The organism is Kitasatospora sp. cg17-2, from assembly GCF_054031055.1.
Window position 1 is genome coordinate 1,537,056 of sequence record NZ_CM132923.1, and the last position, 16,069, is coordinate 1,553,124.

Consider the following 16,069-nt stretch of genomic DNA (forward strand, 5'->3'; position numbering starts at 1 on the left):
GACCACGCGTGACGCGCTCGCCGATCGCGGCAGTTCCCGGCGACCCGGGCCGGTCAGGTCCCGGCGGCCCGGGCCGGTCAGGTCCGGGCGGCGAAGTCCAGGACGGTGACCGTGGGGCGGTGGCCGGAGAGGACCGGGGCGGTGAGGGTCAGGGGCAGCAGGGCGGCCAGGGGGCCGCGGTCGGCGGTGGGGCGGACGTCGCGGACGGCGGTGATCCGCGGGCTCGCGGTGCGCAGCTTGTCGCGTTCGCGGGCGTCCATCGCCCAGGGCATCGGGGGTGCCTGGTAACCGGGGGTGCGCATCCTGCCCGACCGGGTGAGGCGGGCGAACCAGCGCGGGACGGCGTCGAGCACCAACGAGCCGCCGGGGAAGCGCTCGGCGCAGGCGGCGACGAGGTCGCGGACGTCGGGCGGGGAGAGGTACATCAGCAGGCCCTGGGCGGTGATCAGGACGGCGCGGTCGCGCTCCACCGCCTCGGCCCAGCCGAGGTCGGTGGCGTCGGCGGCCAGGCAGCGCTGTCGCGGGCCGGGCGGCAGGAGGCGTTCGCGCAGCTCCACCGCCTCCGGGAGGTCGACCGAGAGCCACTGCGCCCGGCCGTTGTCGACCCGCCAGTACTGGGTCTCCAGGCCCTCGCCCAGGCAGACGACCGTGCCGCGCGGCTCGCGGGCCAGGAAGTCCGCCACCTCGCGGTCGAAGCAGCCCACCCGCAGCGCCTGGAGGCGGGACTGCAAGCCGCTGGTGCCGAAGCGTTCCGCGAACGGGAAGTCGATCCGGTCGACGAGTTCGACGGCCTTGGGGTCGTGCAGCAGCGCGTCCGGCCGGCGGGCCTCGACGGCCCGCTGCCAGAGGGTCCACAGTGCCGTCTCGGGCACCGCCGTCAGTTCCGGACGCTCCGCGCCGCTCATCTCTCGCTCGTTCCCTCGGGTGGTGGGTGTGCCCTGCGACCCGCCGATTCTGACACCGCCGGGGGCGTGAACCCGGGGTGCGGCGGCCCGGCGCGCCGGGCCCCGCTCCCGCGCGCCGGTCAGCCGACGCTGAACGCGCCGTCCGGCGGGGGCGGGGAGTCGGTGGCGGTGGCGTCGGTGACCGGGGCCGTGCGGCCGGCGAAGGCCGCGAGGTCCGGGCCGTCGGTCAGCCGGGCCGGGAAGATGTCCCCGGCCAGCCGTCGGACGAGGTCCGCGACCGGCAGCGGTCCGGCGGAGCCGACCAGCAGGATGTTGCCGTACCGGCGTCCGCGCAGCACGGGCGGTTCGGCGATCAGACAGGTCTGCGGGAAGACCGCGCGCAGCGTCGCCGTCTGGGCACGGGCGAAGGCGAGCGGGGCGCCGTCGGCGAGGTTGGCCGCGTAGAGGCCGCCGGGGCGCAGCACGGCGGCGGCCAGGCGCAGGAACTCCACCGAAGTGAGGTGGCGGGGGGTGCGCGAGCCGTGGAAGACGTCCGCGACGACGAGGTCCAGGCTGCCGGGCGCGGTCCGGGCCAGGGCGGCGAGGGCCTCGCGGGCGTCGCCGACCTCGGCGGTGATGTCGACGCCGGGCCCCTGCCAGGGGAGGTGCTGTTCGACGAGGTCGAGCAGCGGGCCGTCCACCTCGACCACGCGCTGGCGCGAGCCGGGGCGGGTGGCGGCGAGGTAGCGGGGCAGGGTCAGGGCGCCGCCGCCGAGGTGGAGGGCGTCGACCGCTCCGCCCTCGGGCCCGTCGAGCGCGTCGACGAGGTGGCCGAGGCGACGGGTGTACTCGAACTCCAGGTGGGTCGGGTCGCCGAGGTCGACGTAGGACTGCGGGGTGTCGTCCAGGGTCAGCAGCCAGCCGCCGTCGTGGTCGACGTCGGGGAGCAGCTTCGCCCGCCCGAGGTCGGTCCCGCGCAGCACGGGCAGTCGTTCGTCGACCGGGGAATCCTGGGACGTCGGGGCGGTCGGGTCGGGCATCTCGGGCATGTCCGCAGCATAGGCGGCGGGCCCGAGTCGCCGTCACGCCCGAGGCTACCGGCCGGTATCGTCAGGGGGTCCGGGCGCCGAGGTCCCGGCGTCCCGCGATTCCGACCGGAGTCCGACCAGAGATTGGGTGCGAGTGGCCATGGAGTTCCGCGAAGACATCCTGGGTGCCCCCTACGAGGCGGCCGAGCTGCCGCTGCGTCCGGACGAGGAGGGCGAGGTCACGGCGACCCTGGTCCGTCGGCTGGTTCCCGGTTCGGACCGGGCCGTCCTCTACATCCACGGTTACAACGACTACTGGTTCCAGACCCACCTCGCCGACCACTACGTGGCCGCCGGCTTCTCCTTCTACGCGATCGACCTGCGCAAGTACGGCCGCTCGCTGCGCGCGCACCACTCGCCGAACTTCGTCCGCGACCTCGTCGCCTACGACGAGGAGCTGGACGAGGCGGTGCGGATCATCCGCGAGCAGGACGGCCACCGCCGGCTGCTGGTCAACGGGCACTCCACCGGCGGGCTGATCGCCGCGCTGTGGGCGGGCCGCCGGGCCGGGCGCGGCCTGGTCGACGGGCTGTTCCTCAACAGCCCGTTCCTGACCATGCCGGCCTCCCCCGCCGTACGCACCCTCGGCGCCCCGGCCCTGGAGGCGATCGCCCGGATCGCGCCCACCCGGGTCCTGCCGTCCGCGCTCAACCCGCACTACGTGCACAGCCTGCACCGGGACTTCCGCGGCGAGTGGGACTTCGACCTGAAGCTCAAGCCGGCCGAGGGCGTGCCGCTGTTCGCCGGCTGGCTGGCCGCGATCCAGCGCGGCCACCGCGAGGTGCGGCGCGGGCTCGGCATCGACGTGCCGGTGCTGCTGATGGCCTCCACCGCCTCGATCGCCACCACCCGCTGGCACGCCGCGCTGCACCACGCGGACGCCGTCCTGCGCGCCGACGACATCGCGGCCGCCGGGCCGCACCTGGGCCGCCATGTGACGATCGTCCGGATCAAGGGCGGGATGCACGACCTGGTGCTGTCCGGCGAGACCGCCCGCACCCAGGTGTTCGGCGAGCTCGACCGCTGGCTGGGCGCGTACTTCCCGCTGGCGGTGCACTGACGCGGCACACCGTCGCGGTGCACTGACGCGCTGCACTTCGCGGTGCTGACGCGGTGCTGGCACGGTGCTGGCGCGGTGCACCGGGTCGAAGATTCGTTCGGACCGGATCGAAGGTCCGTTCGGGGGGTCGGGGGCGCGCCGCCTCCGGCCCCCCGCTCGCTCCCCGTGCGCCTGCTGTGCGCCCGCGAGTCCGTGCGAGGCTACCCGGGCCATTGTCACTTACCTTGCCTAACAGGCGAGTTGAGGAGCCAGCATGCCGCATGAACACGGCCCGCAGGAAGACCGCCCGTCCGGACACAGCGATCCCTCCCTGTACCGCACGCCCACCGAGGCGATCGCCGCTCCCCCCGAGAAGCTCGCCTACGTCGCCGGGTTCGACCGGTCGGCGCAGCGTCCGGACGCGCTGATCACCGTCGACACCGACCCGGCGTCGCCGAGCTACGGGCGCGTGCTCAACTTCACCGACATGCCCGACGTGGGCGACGAACTGCACCACTTCGGCTGGAACGCCTGCTCCAGCGCCCTCGCGCACGCCTGCCACGACAACCCGGAGCGGCGCTACCTGCTGCTGCCGGGGCTGCGGTCGTCCCGGCTGCACGTGCTGGACACCCGGCCGGACCCGGTCCGGCCGAGACTGGTGAAGACGGTCGCGGCGGAGGAACTGGCCGCCAGAGCCGGGTACTCGCGGCCCCACACCCTGCACTGCGGGCCGGACGGCGTCTTCCTGTCCTGCCTCGGCGCGGCCTCGGGCGGCGACGGGCCCGGCGGGGTCGCCCTGCTCGACCACACCACCTTCGACGTGCTGCGCCCCTGGGAGACGGAGCGCGGCTCGCAGAACTTCTCCTACGACGTGTGGTGGCACCTGGGCAGCAACGTGGGCGTCACCAGCGAATGGGGCACCCCGTGGATGGTCGAGGACGGCGTGGTGCCGGAGCTGCTGCTCGGCCGCAAGTACGGGCACGCGCTGCACTTCTGGGAGTTGGACACCGGCCGGCACCTGCAGCGGATCGACCTCGGCGACCAGTACCAGATGGTGCTGGAGCTGCGCCCGGCCCACGACCCGGAGGCCGAATGGGGCTTCGCCGGGGTGGTCACCAACGTGGAGGACCTCTCGGCCTCGGTCTGGCTCTGGTACCGGCAGGGCGAGGCGTTCACCGCGCGCAAGGTGATCGAGATACCCGCCGAACCGGCGAAGGCCGAGGACCTGCCGCCGGTGCTCCAGCCCTTCGGCGCCGTGCCGCCACTGGTGACCGACATCAACCTGTCGGTGGACGACCGCTGGCTGTACGTGTCGGCCTGGGGCACCGGGGAGCTGCTCCAGTACGACGTGTCGGACCCGTTCCACCCGGTGCTCACCGCCTCGGTGCGGCTCGGCGGGGTGACGGCCAGGACCCCGCACCCGGCCGAGCCGGGCCGCCCGCTGAGCGGCGCGCCGCAGATGGTCGAGCTCAGCCGGGACGGGCGGCGGGTCTACCTCACCAACTCGCTCTACGGCGCGTGGGACGACCAGTTCTACCCCGACGGCATCGAGCCGTGGATCGTCAAGCTGGACGCCGACCCGGAGACGGGCGGGATGACGGTGGACCACCGGTTCTTCCCGCACGGCGCGGAGTTCCGGGGGCTGCGGGTGCACCAGACGCACCTGGCGGGCGGGGACGCCTCCTCGGACTCGTACTGCTACCGGTAGCGGCGGCCCGTTAGCGGCGGCCGGGCGACGACGGCGGCCGGGCAGTCCGTTCTCGGACGCTCAGAACCGGCCGAGCACCGGGTCGTGGTGGATCCGGGCGGCGGGCAGCCCGGCGGCCGCCAGGCGGGTGCGCACCTCGTCGACCAGGCCCGCCGGTCCGCTGACACAGGCCCGGTGCTCGGACCAGTCGGCGGCCCGGCCGACCGCCTCGGCCAGCCGCCCGCCGGGGGCGATCGGGGTCCCACCGTCCTCGGTGACCGGGACGAGCTCCAACCACGGCTTGCGGTGGCCGAGTTCGGCCAGCGCCGGCCAGTCGTAGAGCTCGCCCCGGTTCCGCGCGCCGACGAAGAGGTGGACCCGCTGTCCGCGCGGGCGGTGCTCCACCAGCCGCTCCACGATCGCCTTCATCGGGGCGAGTCCGGTGCCGCCCGCCACCAGCAGGAGGTCCCTGGTGTCGTCCTCCGGCATCAGCGTGCCGCGCGGCGGCCCCAGCCGCAGGCGGTCGCCGACGGCGGTGCTCCCGACCAGGGCCGCGCTCACCCCGCCCGGCCCGGTGCGGCGGACGTGGAACTCCAACTCGTTGTCGGCCCGCGGCGCGCAGCCCATCGAGTACTGCCGCCAGGTGTGCGGCAGCGCCGGGTGCTCGACCGTCCCGTACTGTCCGGCCCGGTACGGGTAGGGCTCGCCGGTGCGCACCCGGAGCACGGCGAGGTCGTGGCGGCGGCGTTCGTGGCCGACCACCGTGGCGTGCCAGTACGGGGGTTCGGTGAGCGCCGCCTCGGCGCCCGCCACCATCGAGCGGACGGCGAAGCGCAGCATCCGCACCCAGGCCGCTTCCAGCCCGGCGTGCCACCGGGAGCCCGCCCGGAACCGGATCGCCTCGCGGAGCGCCTCCTCGAAGGCCTCGTAGTGGACCGGCCGGACGCCGAGTTTCCGGTGGTCGCGGCCGAGCCGGGTGAGGGTGTCGGCGAGTTCGGCCGGCCGGTCCAGCCGCTCGACCAGATACTCGAACATCCGCTCCAGGTGGGCCTGCTGGAACTCCATGGACTCCGGGAACAGCGCGCGCAGGAACGGGCGGCGGCGGAACATGCAGGCGTAGAGGTGGTCGATGAGCTCGTCGAACGGGGTGACCAGGGCCAGGTCGCGGAGGATCAGCCGCTGGTCGGCCGCCCCGTCGTAGCCGTCGTAGTCGCCGGCGCTGTCGGCACCGTCGGGGGACGCGGACGGGCCGGGCGGCGCGGACGGACCGGCGGGGAAGGACGGCGCCGGGGCGAGGATCTGTCGGCGCAGCCGCATGGCATGGTGTCGCGCGATCAGCCGGTCGTACTCGGCGGTGGTGCTGGTGGTGTCCATGACGGGCAGCCTAACCAGGGCTGACGATCCGTCAGACACCTGCTGGACCAGCGCTGTTCACCGTTCCGGCGGGCCGACGGCCGGTTCCGGGCAGGGGGCGGCCCGGGCCCGGTACGAGACCAGTAAACGGCCCCGTCCCGGGGTCGGGACAGGGCCGGTGGTCCCGGTCCGGACGGGACCACCGGCCCGCCGCGGGCTCCGGGAAGAGGACTACCGGCCCGTCGACGAAGCTCCCGAACCCGCACCCGAACCGGGGCCCGAACCCGAGCCGGTTCCGGAACGCGCGCCGGATCCGGGCTCGGCCCCGGCCCCGGCCTCCTGCTCCGGGCGGCGCGGGAGCGCGACACCCCCGGACGGCCCCGTGGCGATCCAGCTCGCCAGCAGCCGCAGCGACTCGGCCGAGGGCGAGTCCGGCTCCGCGTGGTACGCGACCAGCACCTGGTCCGGGTCGCCCGCCGGGCGGAAGGTCTCGTAGCGCAGCGTCAGCCGGCCGACCACCGGATGGCGCAGCTCCTTGACCCCGTGCCCCTTGTCCAGGACGTTGTGCGCGGCCCAGAGCCTGCGGAAGTCCTCGCTCTTGACCGAGAGTTCGCCGATCAGCGAGGTCAGCCGGGGGTCGTCCGGGTCCCGGCCCGCGTCGAGCCGGAGCATTCCCACCAGATCGGCCGCCTTGCCCTCCCAGTCCAGGTAGAGCTCCCGGGCCCCCGGCTCGAAGAAGACCTGCCAGGCGAGGTTGCGCCGCTCCGGCGGCAGCGCGGCGACGTCGCCGATCACGGAGTTGCCGAGGCGGTTCCAGGCGAGCACGTCGAGCCGCCGCCCCAGGATGTAGGCCGGGACGCCGTCCATCGCGTCCAGCAGCTGCGTCAGCTCGGGCCGGACCTCCTGCGTGCGCATCGGACGCCCCCGGCCGGGGCGGCGGCGCACCGGCCGGGTGATCCGCAGCAGGTGCTCGCGCTCGGCCGGTTCGAGCCGCAGCGCGCGGGCGATCGCCTCCAGCACGGCCGTGGAGACGTTCTCGCCGTTCCCCTGCTCCAGCCGCACGTAGTAGGCCGTGCTCACCCCGGCCAGCTGGGCCAGCTCCTCGCGGCGCAGCCCCGGGACGCGGCGGCGGCCGCCGTAGTCGGGCAGGCCGACATCGGCCGGCCGCAGTCGGGCCCGCCGGGACCGCAGGAATTCGCTGAGCTCGGTGCGCTGGTCCATGTCAGAAGTATGGGCCCGGCCGCCCCGGCGGACGGGCGCCGTGGGTGATACTGCCAGTGGTAGGACCGGTGGTCGTACGACGACCACTGATCTGGCCCGCCCCGAACGGCGCGCCGAGTCTTGGGGCATGACGAACACGACGATCACCGCGGACACCACTCGCACCGCCGACGCCGAGACCCCCGGCGCCCCCGACCGGCCCGGCCGGATCGCGGTCTACGCCGCCCCGGCCCCGAAGGCCCCGCTGGAGCGCACCACCGTGCCGCGCCGGGCGCTCGGCCCGCACGACATCCTGATCGACGTCCGCTACGCCGGGATCTGCCACTCGGACATCCACCAGGTCGACGAGGACTGGGGGCCGGGCATCTTCCCGATGGTCCCGGGCCACGAGATCGCCGGGGTGGTCGCGGCGGTCGGCTCCGCCGTCTCCCTCCGGTCGGTCGGCGACCGGGTCGGCGTCGGCTGCTTCGTCGACTCCTGCCGGGAGTGCGACAACTGCCTCGCCGGGGTCCAGCAGTACTGCACGGGCGGGGGCGGCATCGTCCTCACCTACAACGGCCGCGGCCGGGACGGCTCGCCGACCTACGGCGGGTACGCGAAACAGCTGGTGGTGGACGAGCGGTACGCCCTGCGCATCCCCGACGAGCTGCCGCTGGACGTGGCCGCGCCGCTGCTCTGCGCGGGCATCACGGTCTACTCGCCGCTCAGCCACTGGGGTGCCGGGCCGGGGCGGAAGGTCGCCGTGGTCGGGCTCGGCGGGCTCGGCCACCTGGGGGTGCGGATCGCCCGGGCCAAGGGCGCGGAGGTCACCGTGCTCAGCCAGTCGCTGCGCAAGCGGGAGGACGGGCTGCGGCTCGGCGCCCACGACTACCGCGCCACCTCGGACCCGGCGACGTTCACCGAGCTGGCCGGACGGTTCGACCTCGTCCTCAACACCGTCTCGGCCGACCTGGACCTGAGCGCCTACCTCGGACTGCTGCGCACCGACGGCACACTGGTCCAGCTGGGCGCGCCGGCCGAGCCGGTCAGCCTGGGCGCGCACTCGCTGCTCATAGGGCGGCGGTCGCTCTCGGGCTCGATGATCGGCAGTCTGGCGGAGACCCAGGAGATGCTGGACTTCTGCGCCGAGCACGGGATCGGCGCGGAGATCGAGCTGATCCCGGCGGAGGGCATCAACGAGGCCTACCGGCGGGTCGTGGCGAGCGACGTGCACTACCGCTTCGTGATCGACACGGCGACGATCTGACGCCTGCCGTCCCGTTGCGGGGTCGCCCCGGTTGCCGGGCTGCCCTCGTCGCCCGGACAGTCACCAGGAACGAACGACGCCCCGTCCCCGGCGCTCTCCCTTCGCCGGGGGCGGGGCGCCGGCCCTGTCGGCCGTGACGGGCGTCGGTCACCGGCCGCGACCGGCGCCCGCCACGGCTCCCTCAGACGCCGGCCGGGTCGGCGGCCTTGCGTCCGGTCCGGTCCCGGCGCAGCCAGCGGCGGCGCGGGGGCTGGTCCGGCAGCCACCCGAAGGCGAGGCAGCTGCCGATCACGCCGAACAGCATCCCGAGCAGGAAACCGCCGAGGTTGGAGGTGAGCCAACTGCCCAGCGAGGCCAGCACGGCGAGGATCGAGTAGAACAGCCGCTGGGCCGGGTTGAAGAGGATCAGCAGGCCGCAGAGCACCATCACCGCCGGGACGAGGTAGCCGGCCAGCCCCTGGATCCCGATGTGCAGGACGATGGGCAGCGGGGCGCGCAGCGTGAAGAGGATCTCGGCGCCGCCGAACAGGACCAGCACGCCGCCCCAGAACGGCCGCCGGCCGCGCCAGCCCCGCCAGGCCCGCCGGGCCCGGGCGACCGCACCCGCCCGGGCCTTCGGCTCGACCTGTACCTCGGATCCCGCCTGTACCTCGGATCCCGCCTGCGCATCGGCCTGCACGTCGGCCACCGCCTCCGCCTCCGCCGGCGTCTCCGGCTCGGGTCCCGCCACCGTCAGCAGCCCTCGGAGCTGAAGCTCAGCCGGAGGTTGGGCAGCTTGAAGGCGCCCGCGGTGGTGGCGTAGTTGTGCTGCCGGAGGTTGCGGATCTTGACCGTGTCGGCCTGCTGGCCGAAGACCCCGGGCAGGCCCTGGACGCCGGCCTTGGTGTAGGTGCTGGCGTCGCCGCCGATCTCGATGTTCTTGAACTCCGCGTCGCCGGTGAGCAGATCGGAGTCGGTGGTGAGGTCGGTGGCGGTGACGGGCGTCCCGGCGTCACCGGCCCTGATCAGCAGGTTGATACCGCCGAGCTCGACGCTCTGGCACAGCTTGGTGAGCGAGGCCTCCTTGATCGCCGAGACCGCGACCAGCACCTGGCCGCCGGTGTCACCGGCGTTGGGACTGTCCTTGATCATGTGGTCCAGGCTGCCGAACTGCTCGAAGCCGACGCCGTCCAGGCTGTCGGCGGTGACGACGAACGGCATGCCGGATATGTCGAACTGGGCGGCGAGCACGCCCTGCGCGGTCAGGGCCATCAGCACCGCGCCGGCGGCGACGGCGGGGACGGCCATCAGCGCGGTGCGCCTCAGCCGGACCCGGCCTCTGTCCTGGCCGGGTGACGCGGGTGCCGGGGTGCTCTCGATCGGGTGGGCGGCGTCCTCGGACGTGGCCATGTGTGCTCCCTCGGGTGGTGGGGACGGGCAGGCACTGGCACGTTGTCCTGGCGCGGACAGCGTTCTGCGGCACGGCAGCGGAGGACCACCCCTCGGCAGCGGGGCGGACCGGTCGGGCCGCAGTGGGTAACTGGGAAGCTACTGCCCGGTATTGACCGGGTCAATACGGGTGCACGAAGGATCATCGTCCGCTCCCCGGCCCCGTTCCGGCACCGGCCCGCCCGAGGCCAGACGGCGTGCGGCCTCGGCCGGACCGAGGAAGGGCGCCAGGCAGAACAGGCTCAAGGTGGGCAGCAGGTCCGGGAGTTCGGCGGTGCGGTCGGTGTCGATGCAGCGCTGGAGGGTGGAGTAGACGCCGCCGACCACCGCGTCCACCATCGCCTCCGCCCCGATGCCGTCCGGGAGTTCGGGGATCTCGGCGAAGAACGCCCGGAACCTGATCAGGAGCTGGTCCCGTTCGCGGCGCCCGGCCGGGCCGACCGCGTCCAGCTCGATCACCGCCATGGTCGCGAAGGCCGGTACCCCGGCCAGCAGTCCGAGCATCGCCCGGAGCGCCTCGCGGATCCCGCTGCACCAGTCCGGCGAGGCGGCGAACGCCCGCGCCATCCGCCGGACCACCACCCCGGTGCCGTGCCGGTGGGCGGCGAGGAAGGCGTCCTCCTTGCCGCTGAACAGCTCGTAGAAGACCGGTCTGGTCACCCCGGCGGCGCGACAGATGTCGCTCACCGTGGCGCGCTGGTACCCGTGTTGCGCCACCGTGTGGACCAGCCCGTCGAGCAGCCGCTCCCGCTGGGTCGCCGCGACCACCCCGGGCGGCAGCCGGCTCGGGCCGCGTTTGATCGAGCGGGCCGGGTCGCGCCCGGTGCGCGCACCGGGGATCAGGACCACGTCGGCATTCCCACGGAGATCCGGGTCCATTGCCATCTTCTGTCCCCAACTCCTGTGCATTGCCTTGACATTGGCGCGACATCAGGTTTACAACACTGGCGGGTTTCCAATTCGCGGCCGAGACCGCCGGAAGCCCGCACGCGTTCCGACTGCTCAGTATGGCGAACGCATGCCCGGCGGTGGCAGCCGCCGACGTGCACCCTGCACTCCCGCACGTGCGCTGGACCGTTCCACCTCGCCGTACCCCGCCGTACTCAGCCGTACCCGGCCGGTTCGTTCCGGCCGGAACAGGCCGCGTCGTACCCGCCGACACAGCGTCGTGCCGCCGGTACCGCGCCGTACGGGCGGGCCCGTGGCGCCGGGCCCGCCGAGTCGCCGTTCGCGGCGCCCCACCCCGCACACCCTCCCCCGTACTGGCCGGGCCGCGGCCGACGATGCCGCGCGCACCCCCACACCGACCGCACGGGCTCCCCCACCCGACTCGCCCGGAGAGGCACACCCTCATGCGCATCCGCCGTACCCTCGGAGCCACCGCCCTCGCCGCCGCCGCGGTGCTGGCCGCCGGCACCACGACCCCCGCCCAGGCCGCCGGCTCCGCCGTGCTCACCCACACCTCGGTGGGCGGGCCCAACATCGCCGTCGGCGACGTGCTCACCGCCGACCTGGTGTCCGGCAGCTTCGCCACCTTCTACTCCACCGCCACCGGGACGAGCGGCATCAAGTGCGCCGCCTCGTCCTTCTCGGCGACCGTCACCAACAACCCGGCCGCGCCCGGGGTGGCCACCGAGCAGCTCAACACCCAGACCTTCGGCTCCTGCACCGCCAACGTCATCGGCGTGACCTCCGTGCAGAGCATCACCGTCAACAACCTGCCCTACACCAACTCGGTCAGCGACGCCCCCGGCAACCCGGTCTCGCTCGACCCCACCGCCGTCGGGCCGCTCCAGACCACGGTCGTGCTGAAGACCATCCTCGGCACCATCACCTGCGTCTACCGCGCCCCCGCCGGCATCAGCGGCACCACCAGCAACGTCGGCCAGACCATCGGCTTCAACGCCCAGGCCCTGCCCAAGGTCTCCGGTCCGAGCACCTGTTTCGCGACCGGGTACTTCAGCGCCACCTACGGGCCGGTGAAGGACAGCTCGGTGGCCGGCAGCCCGCACGTCTACATCAACTGACCCTCCCGGCCCGGCCCGACCGCCGGGGCCGGTAGAGCACCGGGGCCGGTAGAGCACCGGGCGGGGTGCGGCGGCCGCCGCACCCCGCCCCACCGGCTCCACCCGGTTCCCGGGGCCGGGGAGCCGGGGAACCGGGGAACCGGGGAGCCGGGACAGCGAAGTGACCCACGGGTAGGGTGCTGGCGACGGACACCGGACCACGGGGATGCGGGGCAGGCATGGTCGGCGAGGGCACGCAGTTCTTCGAGTCGGTGGCCGACACGGCCGAACGGCTGGCCGAGGTCGGCTACCTGGCCTCCACCGAGGTCGCCACCACCGTCTTCCTCGCCGACCGGCTCGGCAAGCCGCTCCTGGTCGAGGGCCCGGCCGGCGTCGGCAAGACCGAACTCGCCAAGGCCGTCGCCGCGCTCGGCCGGGCCCGGCTGGTCCGGCTCCAGTGCTACGAGGGCATCGACGAGTCCCGCGCCCTCTACGAGTGGAACCACGCCAAGCAGTTGCTGCGGATCACCGCCGGACGGGACGAGGGCTGGGACGCCGCCCGCACCGACATCTTCGGCGAGGAGTTCCTGCTCACCCGCCCGCTGCTCACCGCCATTCGCGGCGACGAACCGACCGTGCTGCTCATCGACGAGATGGACAAGGCCGACGTCGAGGTCGAGGCGCTGCTGCTCGAAGTGCTCAGCGACTACCAGGTCACCGTGCCCGAACTCGGCACCATCACGGCCACCCGCCGCCCCTTCGTCCTGCTCACCTCCAACGCCACCCGGGAACTCTCCGAGGCGCTGCGCCGCCGCTGCCTCTTCCTCCACCTCGACTACCCGGAGGCCGAACTGGAGCGCCGGATCGTCCGGCTGCGCGTCCCCGGGCTGGACGCGGCGCTGGCCGACTCGCTGGTCCGGGTGGTCGGCGCGCTGCGGGCACTGGAACTGCGCAAGGCCCCCTCGGTCGCCGAGACGGTCGACTGGGCCCGCACCCTGCTCGCACTCGGCGCCGACACCCTGGACGAGACGGTCGTCCGGGCCACCCTCGGGGTCGTCCTCAAGCACCAGGACGACGTGCTGAAGGCCGCCCAGAAGCTCACCCTCGCATGACCGTCCCGCCCCCGTCCGGTGCCCCCGGTGCACCCAGTGCCCCCGCGGACCTCGCCGCCCGGCTGACCGCCTTCGTGCGCTCCCTGCGCACCCACGGCCTGCGGATCGGGCCCTCGGAGACGGTCGACGCCGCGGCGGTCCTGGCCGTCCTCGGCCTCGCCGAGCGCGAGCAGGTCCGGGCCGGACTCGCCGCCGCGCTGCTGCGCACCGACGGGCAGCGCGGGGTCTTCGACGCCGCCTTCGACCTGTTCTTCCCGCTCGGCGTCGGCGATCCGGAGGCGGTGCGCCGGGCCTCGGCGCAGCAGGCCGCGCACACGGCCGACCCCGACGCACCGGCTCCCGCCGACCTCGCGGGCCCGGAGCAGGACCCTGCCGCGCTCCGCGAGGACCTCCGGGCGCGGCTGGTCGCGGCGCTCGCCGCCGACGACCGGGCCGCCCTGGCCGGGCTCGCCGGCGAGGCGGTGGCGGCGTTCGGCCGCTACGGCGGCGCCGGAGCCGCCGGCCGGCCCGGCAACGACGGCTGGTCGGCCTACCAGACCCTCGGCCGGCTCGCGCCGGAGACCCTGCTGGCGCGGGTGCTCGCGGCCCTGCGCGCCGGTGCGAGTGCCGGTTCCGCCGACGCCGGACCGGACCCCGCCGCGCCCGACCTCGCCGACCACGTCCTGCCCGACGAGATCCGCCGCCGCATCCAGGGCTTCCGCGCCCTGGTCGCCACCGAGGCGCGCCGACGCGCGGCCGAGCTCCGCGGCACCGAGCGCCTCGCCGAACGGGCCGTCGCGCCCAGCCCCGACCGGATCGACTTCCTCACCGCCGGCCGCGACCAGCTCGCCGAACTCCGCCGCACCGTGCACCCGTTGGCCCGCAAACTGGCCACCCGGCTGGCCGCGCGCCGACGCCGGGCCGCACGCGGGCGGATCGACCTGCGCCGCACCCTGCGCCGCTCGCTCTCCACCGGCGGCGTCCCGCTGCGCCCGGCCCACCGGCTGCGCCGCCCCGCCCGGCCCGAACTCGTCCTGCTCTGCGACGTCTCCGGCTCGGTGGCGGGCTTCTCCGACTTCACCCTGCTGCTGGTCCAGGCGATGCGCGACCAGTTCAGCAAGGTCCGGGTGTTCGCGTTCGTCAACCGCACCGCCGAGGTGACGGACCTGCTGACCCGCGGCGGCGGCGACCCGGCCGCGCTGGCCCGGCGGATCCTCACCGAGGCCAAGGTGATGGGCCACCACGGCAACAGCGACTACGGCTCGGCCCTCGGCGAGTTCGCCGAACGCCACCTGGACGCCGTGGGTCCGCGGACCGCCGTCCTGATCCTCGGCGACGCCCGCAACAACTACCGGGACCCGCACCTGCTCGCCCTGCGGCTGATCGCGGCCCGCGCCCGCCAGGTGCACTGGCTCAACCCGGAGCAGCCCTCGCTCTGGGGCACCGGCGACTCCGCCGCTCCCGCCTACGCCGAGGTGGTGCCGATGCACTGCTGCCGCAACGCCCGCCGGCTGGGCGAGTTCGTCGCCCGGCTGCTGCCGGTCTGAGGGGGCGCCGGGGGCGGGGCCGAGGCTCCGCCCCCGATCGCCGTCCGGCGCCTCAGCCGTCCGACGCCGCAGCCGTCCAGCGCCTCAGCCGTCCAGCTGGCCGAGGAAGTCGAGCAGGGCCGCGTTGACCTCCGCCGGGCTCTCCTGCTGGGTCCAGTGACCGACGCCCGGGAGCGTGACCCGCCGGTAGAGCTTCGGCGCCAGGCGCTCCAGCAGTCCGCGCATCGCCTCCTCGGGGATCAGGGCCATCACCATGTCCTGGTCCCCCGCCACGTAGAGGGCGGGCACCTCCACCGGCCGCCCGGCCAGCCCGGCGAGCAGTTCGTTGTTCCGGTCGATGTTGCGGTACCAGTTGAGACCACCGGTGAACGCCCGCTCGCCGTGCTCGGCGTAGTCGGCGACGAACGCCTCGATGTCCGCCTCGGAGAGCCAGTGCGGCAGCTTCTCGGGCTCGGGGACGCTGTCCAGCAGGGTCTGTCCCTCGCGGATCACCCAGGCCCGGGGTCCCCCGCCGTCCGGCCGGGCGCCGGCGCCACTGGACAGCATCCGGCGGAACGTCGAGTGCGGGTCCCGGCCGAGCTCGGCGTCCGCGACGCCGGGGCGCTGGAAGTAGATCTGGTAGAAGCCCTCGCCGAACCGCTCCCTGGCCTGGGCCAGCGGCGGCAGGCCGAGGGTGGGCAGCGGCGGGACGCTCAGCCCCGCCACCCCGCGCACCAGGTCGGGGCGGAGCGCGGCCGTGCTCCAGGCGACCGGGGCGCCCCAGTCGTGGCCGACCAGGACGGCGCTCTCCTCGCCGAGGGCGCCGATCAGCGCGGTGACGTCGCCGACCAGGTGCAGCAGGGTGTACGCGTCGACCGACTCGGGCTGCTCGCTGCGGGCGTAGCCGCGCTGGTCGACGGCGACCACGCGGTAGCCGGCCTCGGCGAGCGGGGCGAACTGGTGCCGCCAGGAGTACCAGCTCTCGGGGAAACCGTGCAGCAGCAGGACCAGTGGCCCCTCCCCCTGTTCGGCGACGTGCAGCCGGACTCCGTTCACCTCGACCTGACGGTGCGCGATATGCCCGTACGCCTGCTTGGTCATGCGGCCCTCCTCGTCGACGACGCGTCACCCGGCAGAACGGGCGGCGGCCGACCGTTCGTTCCCCGCCGCCCGTCCGGGAAGCCCCTGGCGGTGGCCCTGTCCGCGCCCCGTTCGCGCCCCGCCCGCTTCAGTCCCCGCTGTCGCGCCCCGCCCGCTTCAGTCCCCGCTGTCGCGCCGCGTCCGGCCCCCGCCCTCCCGCCGGTCGAGCAGCGCCGTCGCGGCGGCCAGCAGGGCGCCCACCGCGATCAGCACGAAGTAACCGACGGTCCGGTGGTCGGCGGGGACGAGATAGCGGACGAAGCCGAAGACGTGCAGGCCCCACAGGTGGTCGACGAGGAGGCCGTTGATGCCGCCGACGATCAGGACGAAGCTCACGAATCCCAGCAGGTTCTTCATGAT

15 protein-coding genes are annotated in these 16,069 nt (G+C 74.4%); 6 read left to right on the forward strand and 9 right to left on the reverse strand.

Annotated elements, in window-relative coordinates; genetic code table 11:
- Positions 1-77: 77 nt before the first annotated feature.
- Positions 78-905: a class I SAM-dependent methyltransferase gene (locus ACW14Y_RS06100; RefSeq protein WP_456986136.1), complete on the reverse strand. Its 828-nt coding sequence runs from the start codon at positions 903-905 to the stop codon at positions 78-80.
- A 119-nt stretch (positions 906-1,024) separates the two neighbouring features.
- Complete coding sequence (locus ACW14Y_RS06105) at positions 1,025-1,924, reverse strand: spermidine synthase (RefSeq protein WP_380302670.1); 900 nt, start codon at positions 1,922-1,924, stop codon at positions 1,025-1,027.
- A gap of 148 nt (positions 1,925-2,072) precedes the next feature.
- Here ACW14Y_RS06105 and ACW14Y_RS06110 point away from each other — a divergent pair, with 148 nt between their 5' ends.
- Together ACW14Y_RS06110 and ACW14Y_RS06115 are read left to right on the forward strand one after the other, a co-directional pair.
- Positions 2,073-3,032, forward strand: coding sequence for an alpha/beta hydrolase (locus ACW14Y_RS06110; RefSeq protein ID WP_456986137.1), 960 nt, complete (start codon positions 2,073-2,075; stop codon positions 3,030-3,032).
- A gap of 253 nt (positions 3,033-3,285) precedes the next feature.
- Entirely contained in the window at positions 3,286-4,719 is a 1,434-nt protein-coding gene (locus ACW14Y_RS06115; RefSeq protein ID WP_327072595.1) for a selenium-binding protein SBP56-related protein, read from the forward strand.
- A 60-nt stretch (positions 4,720-4,779) separates the two neighbouring features.
- Here ACW14Y_RS06115 and ACW14Y_RS06120 read toward each other — a convergent pair whose 3' ends face one another.
- Positions 4,780-6,072 (reverse strand): globin domain-containing protein, encoded by a 1,293-nt coding sequence (locus ACW14Y_RS06120; RefSeq protein ID WP_456986138.1) that lies wholly within the window; start codon positions 6,070-6,072, stop codon positions 4,780-4,782.
- A gap of 210 nt (positions 6,073-6,282) precedes the next feature.
- On the reverse strand, positions 6,283-7,272 hold the full coding sequence (locus ACW14Y_RS06125; protein ID WP_456986139.1) for a helix-turn-helix domain-containing protein: 990 nt from the start codon (positions 7,270-7,272) through the stop codon (positions 6,283-6,285).
- Between the two features lie 127 nt (positions 7,273-7,399).
- Here ACW14Y_RS06125 and ACW14Y_RS06130 point away from each other — a divergent pair, with 127 nt between their 5' ends.
- Positions 7,400-8,518, forward strand: a complete 1,119-nt coding sequence (locus ACW14Y_RS06130; protein ID WP_456986140.1) for an NAD(P)-dependent alcohol dehydrogenase — start codon at positions 7,400-7,402, stop codon at positions 8,516-8,518.
- A 181-nt stretch (positions 8,519-8,699) separates the two neighbouring features.
- Here the strand turns inward: ACW14Y_RS06130 and ACW14Y_RS06135 are convergent, their stop codons facing one another.
- The 3 genes from ACW14Y_RS06135 to ACW14Y_RS06145 all read right to left on the reverse strand — a co-directional run bounded on the left by ACW14Y_RS06135 (position 8,700) and on the right by ACW14Y_RS06145 (position 10,795).
- Positions 8,700-9,197: a DUF6114 domain-containing protein gene (locus ACW14Y_RS06135; protein WP_380388246.1), complete on the reverse strand. Its 498-nt coding sequence runs from the start codon at positions 9,195-9,197 to the stop codon at positions 8,700-8,702.
- A 53-nt stretch (positions 9,198-9,250) separates the two neighbouring features.
- On the reverse strand, positions 9,251-9,907 hold the full coding sequence (locus ACW14Y_RS06140) for a DUF6230 family protein (RefSeq protein ID WP_380302640.1): 657 nt from the start codon (positions 9,905-9,907) through the stop codon (positions 9,251-9,253).
- 138 nt (positions 9,908-10,045) lie between these two features.
- On the reverse strand, positions 10,046-10,795 hold the full coding sequence (locus ACW14Y_RS06145; protein ID WP_380302642.1) for a TetR/AcrR family transcriptional regulator: 750 nt from the start codon (positions 10,793-10,795) through the stop codon (positions 10,046-10,048).
- 503 nt (positions 10,796-11,298) lie between these two features.
- On the opposite strand from ACW14Y_RS06145, the gene ACW14Y_RS06150 reads away from it, so the two are divergent.
- The 3 genes from ACW14Y_RS06150 (at position 11,299) to ACW14Y_RS06160 (ending at position 14,590) form a co-directional block, all read left to right on the forward strand.
- Complete coding sequence (locus ACW14Y_RS06150) at positions 11,299-11,973, forward strand: Tat pathway signal sequence domain protein (RefSeq protein ID WP_266276952.1); 675 nt, start codon at positions 11,299-11,301, stop codon at positions 11,971-11,973.
- Between the two features lie 218 nt (positions 11,974-12,191).
- Positions 12,192-13,064, forward strand: a complete 873-nt coding sequence (locus ACW14Y_RS06155; RefSeq protein ID WP_327072602.1) for an AAA family ATPase — start codon at positions 12,192-12,194, stop codon at positions 13,062-13,064.
- Positions 13,061-14,590: a VWA domain-containing protein gene (locus ACW14Y_RS06160; protein WP_456986141.1), complete on the forward strand. Its 1,530-nt coding sequence runs from the start codon at positions 13,061-13,063 to the stop codon at positions 14,588-14,590. Before ACW14Y_RS06155 ends, ACW14Y_RS06160 begins: the two co-directional genes overlap by 4 nt.
- Positions 14,591-14,674: 84 nt before the next feature.
- On the opposite strand, the gene ACW14Y_RS06165 is transcribed toward ACW14Y_RS06160, so the two are convergent.
- Positions 14,675-15,670, reverse strand: a complete 996-nt coding sequence (locus ACW14Y_RS06165) for an alpha/beta fold hydrolase (RefSeq protein WP_380302648.1) — start codon at positions 15,668-15,670, stop codon at positions 14,675-14,677.
- Positions 15,671-15,826: 156 nt separating this feature from the next.
- Positions 15,827-16,066: a hypothetical protein gene (locus ACW14Y_RS06170; RefSeq protein ID WP_360020841.1), complete on the reverse strand. Its 240-nt coding sequence runs from the start codon at positions 16,064-16,066 to the stop codon at positions 15,827-15,829.
- Positions 16,067-16,069 lie beyond the last annotated feature (3 nt).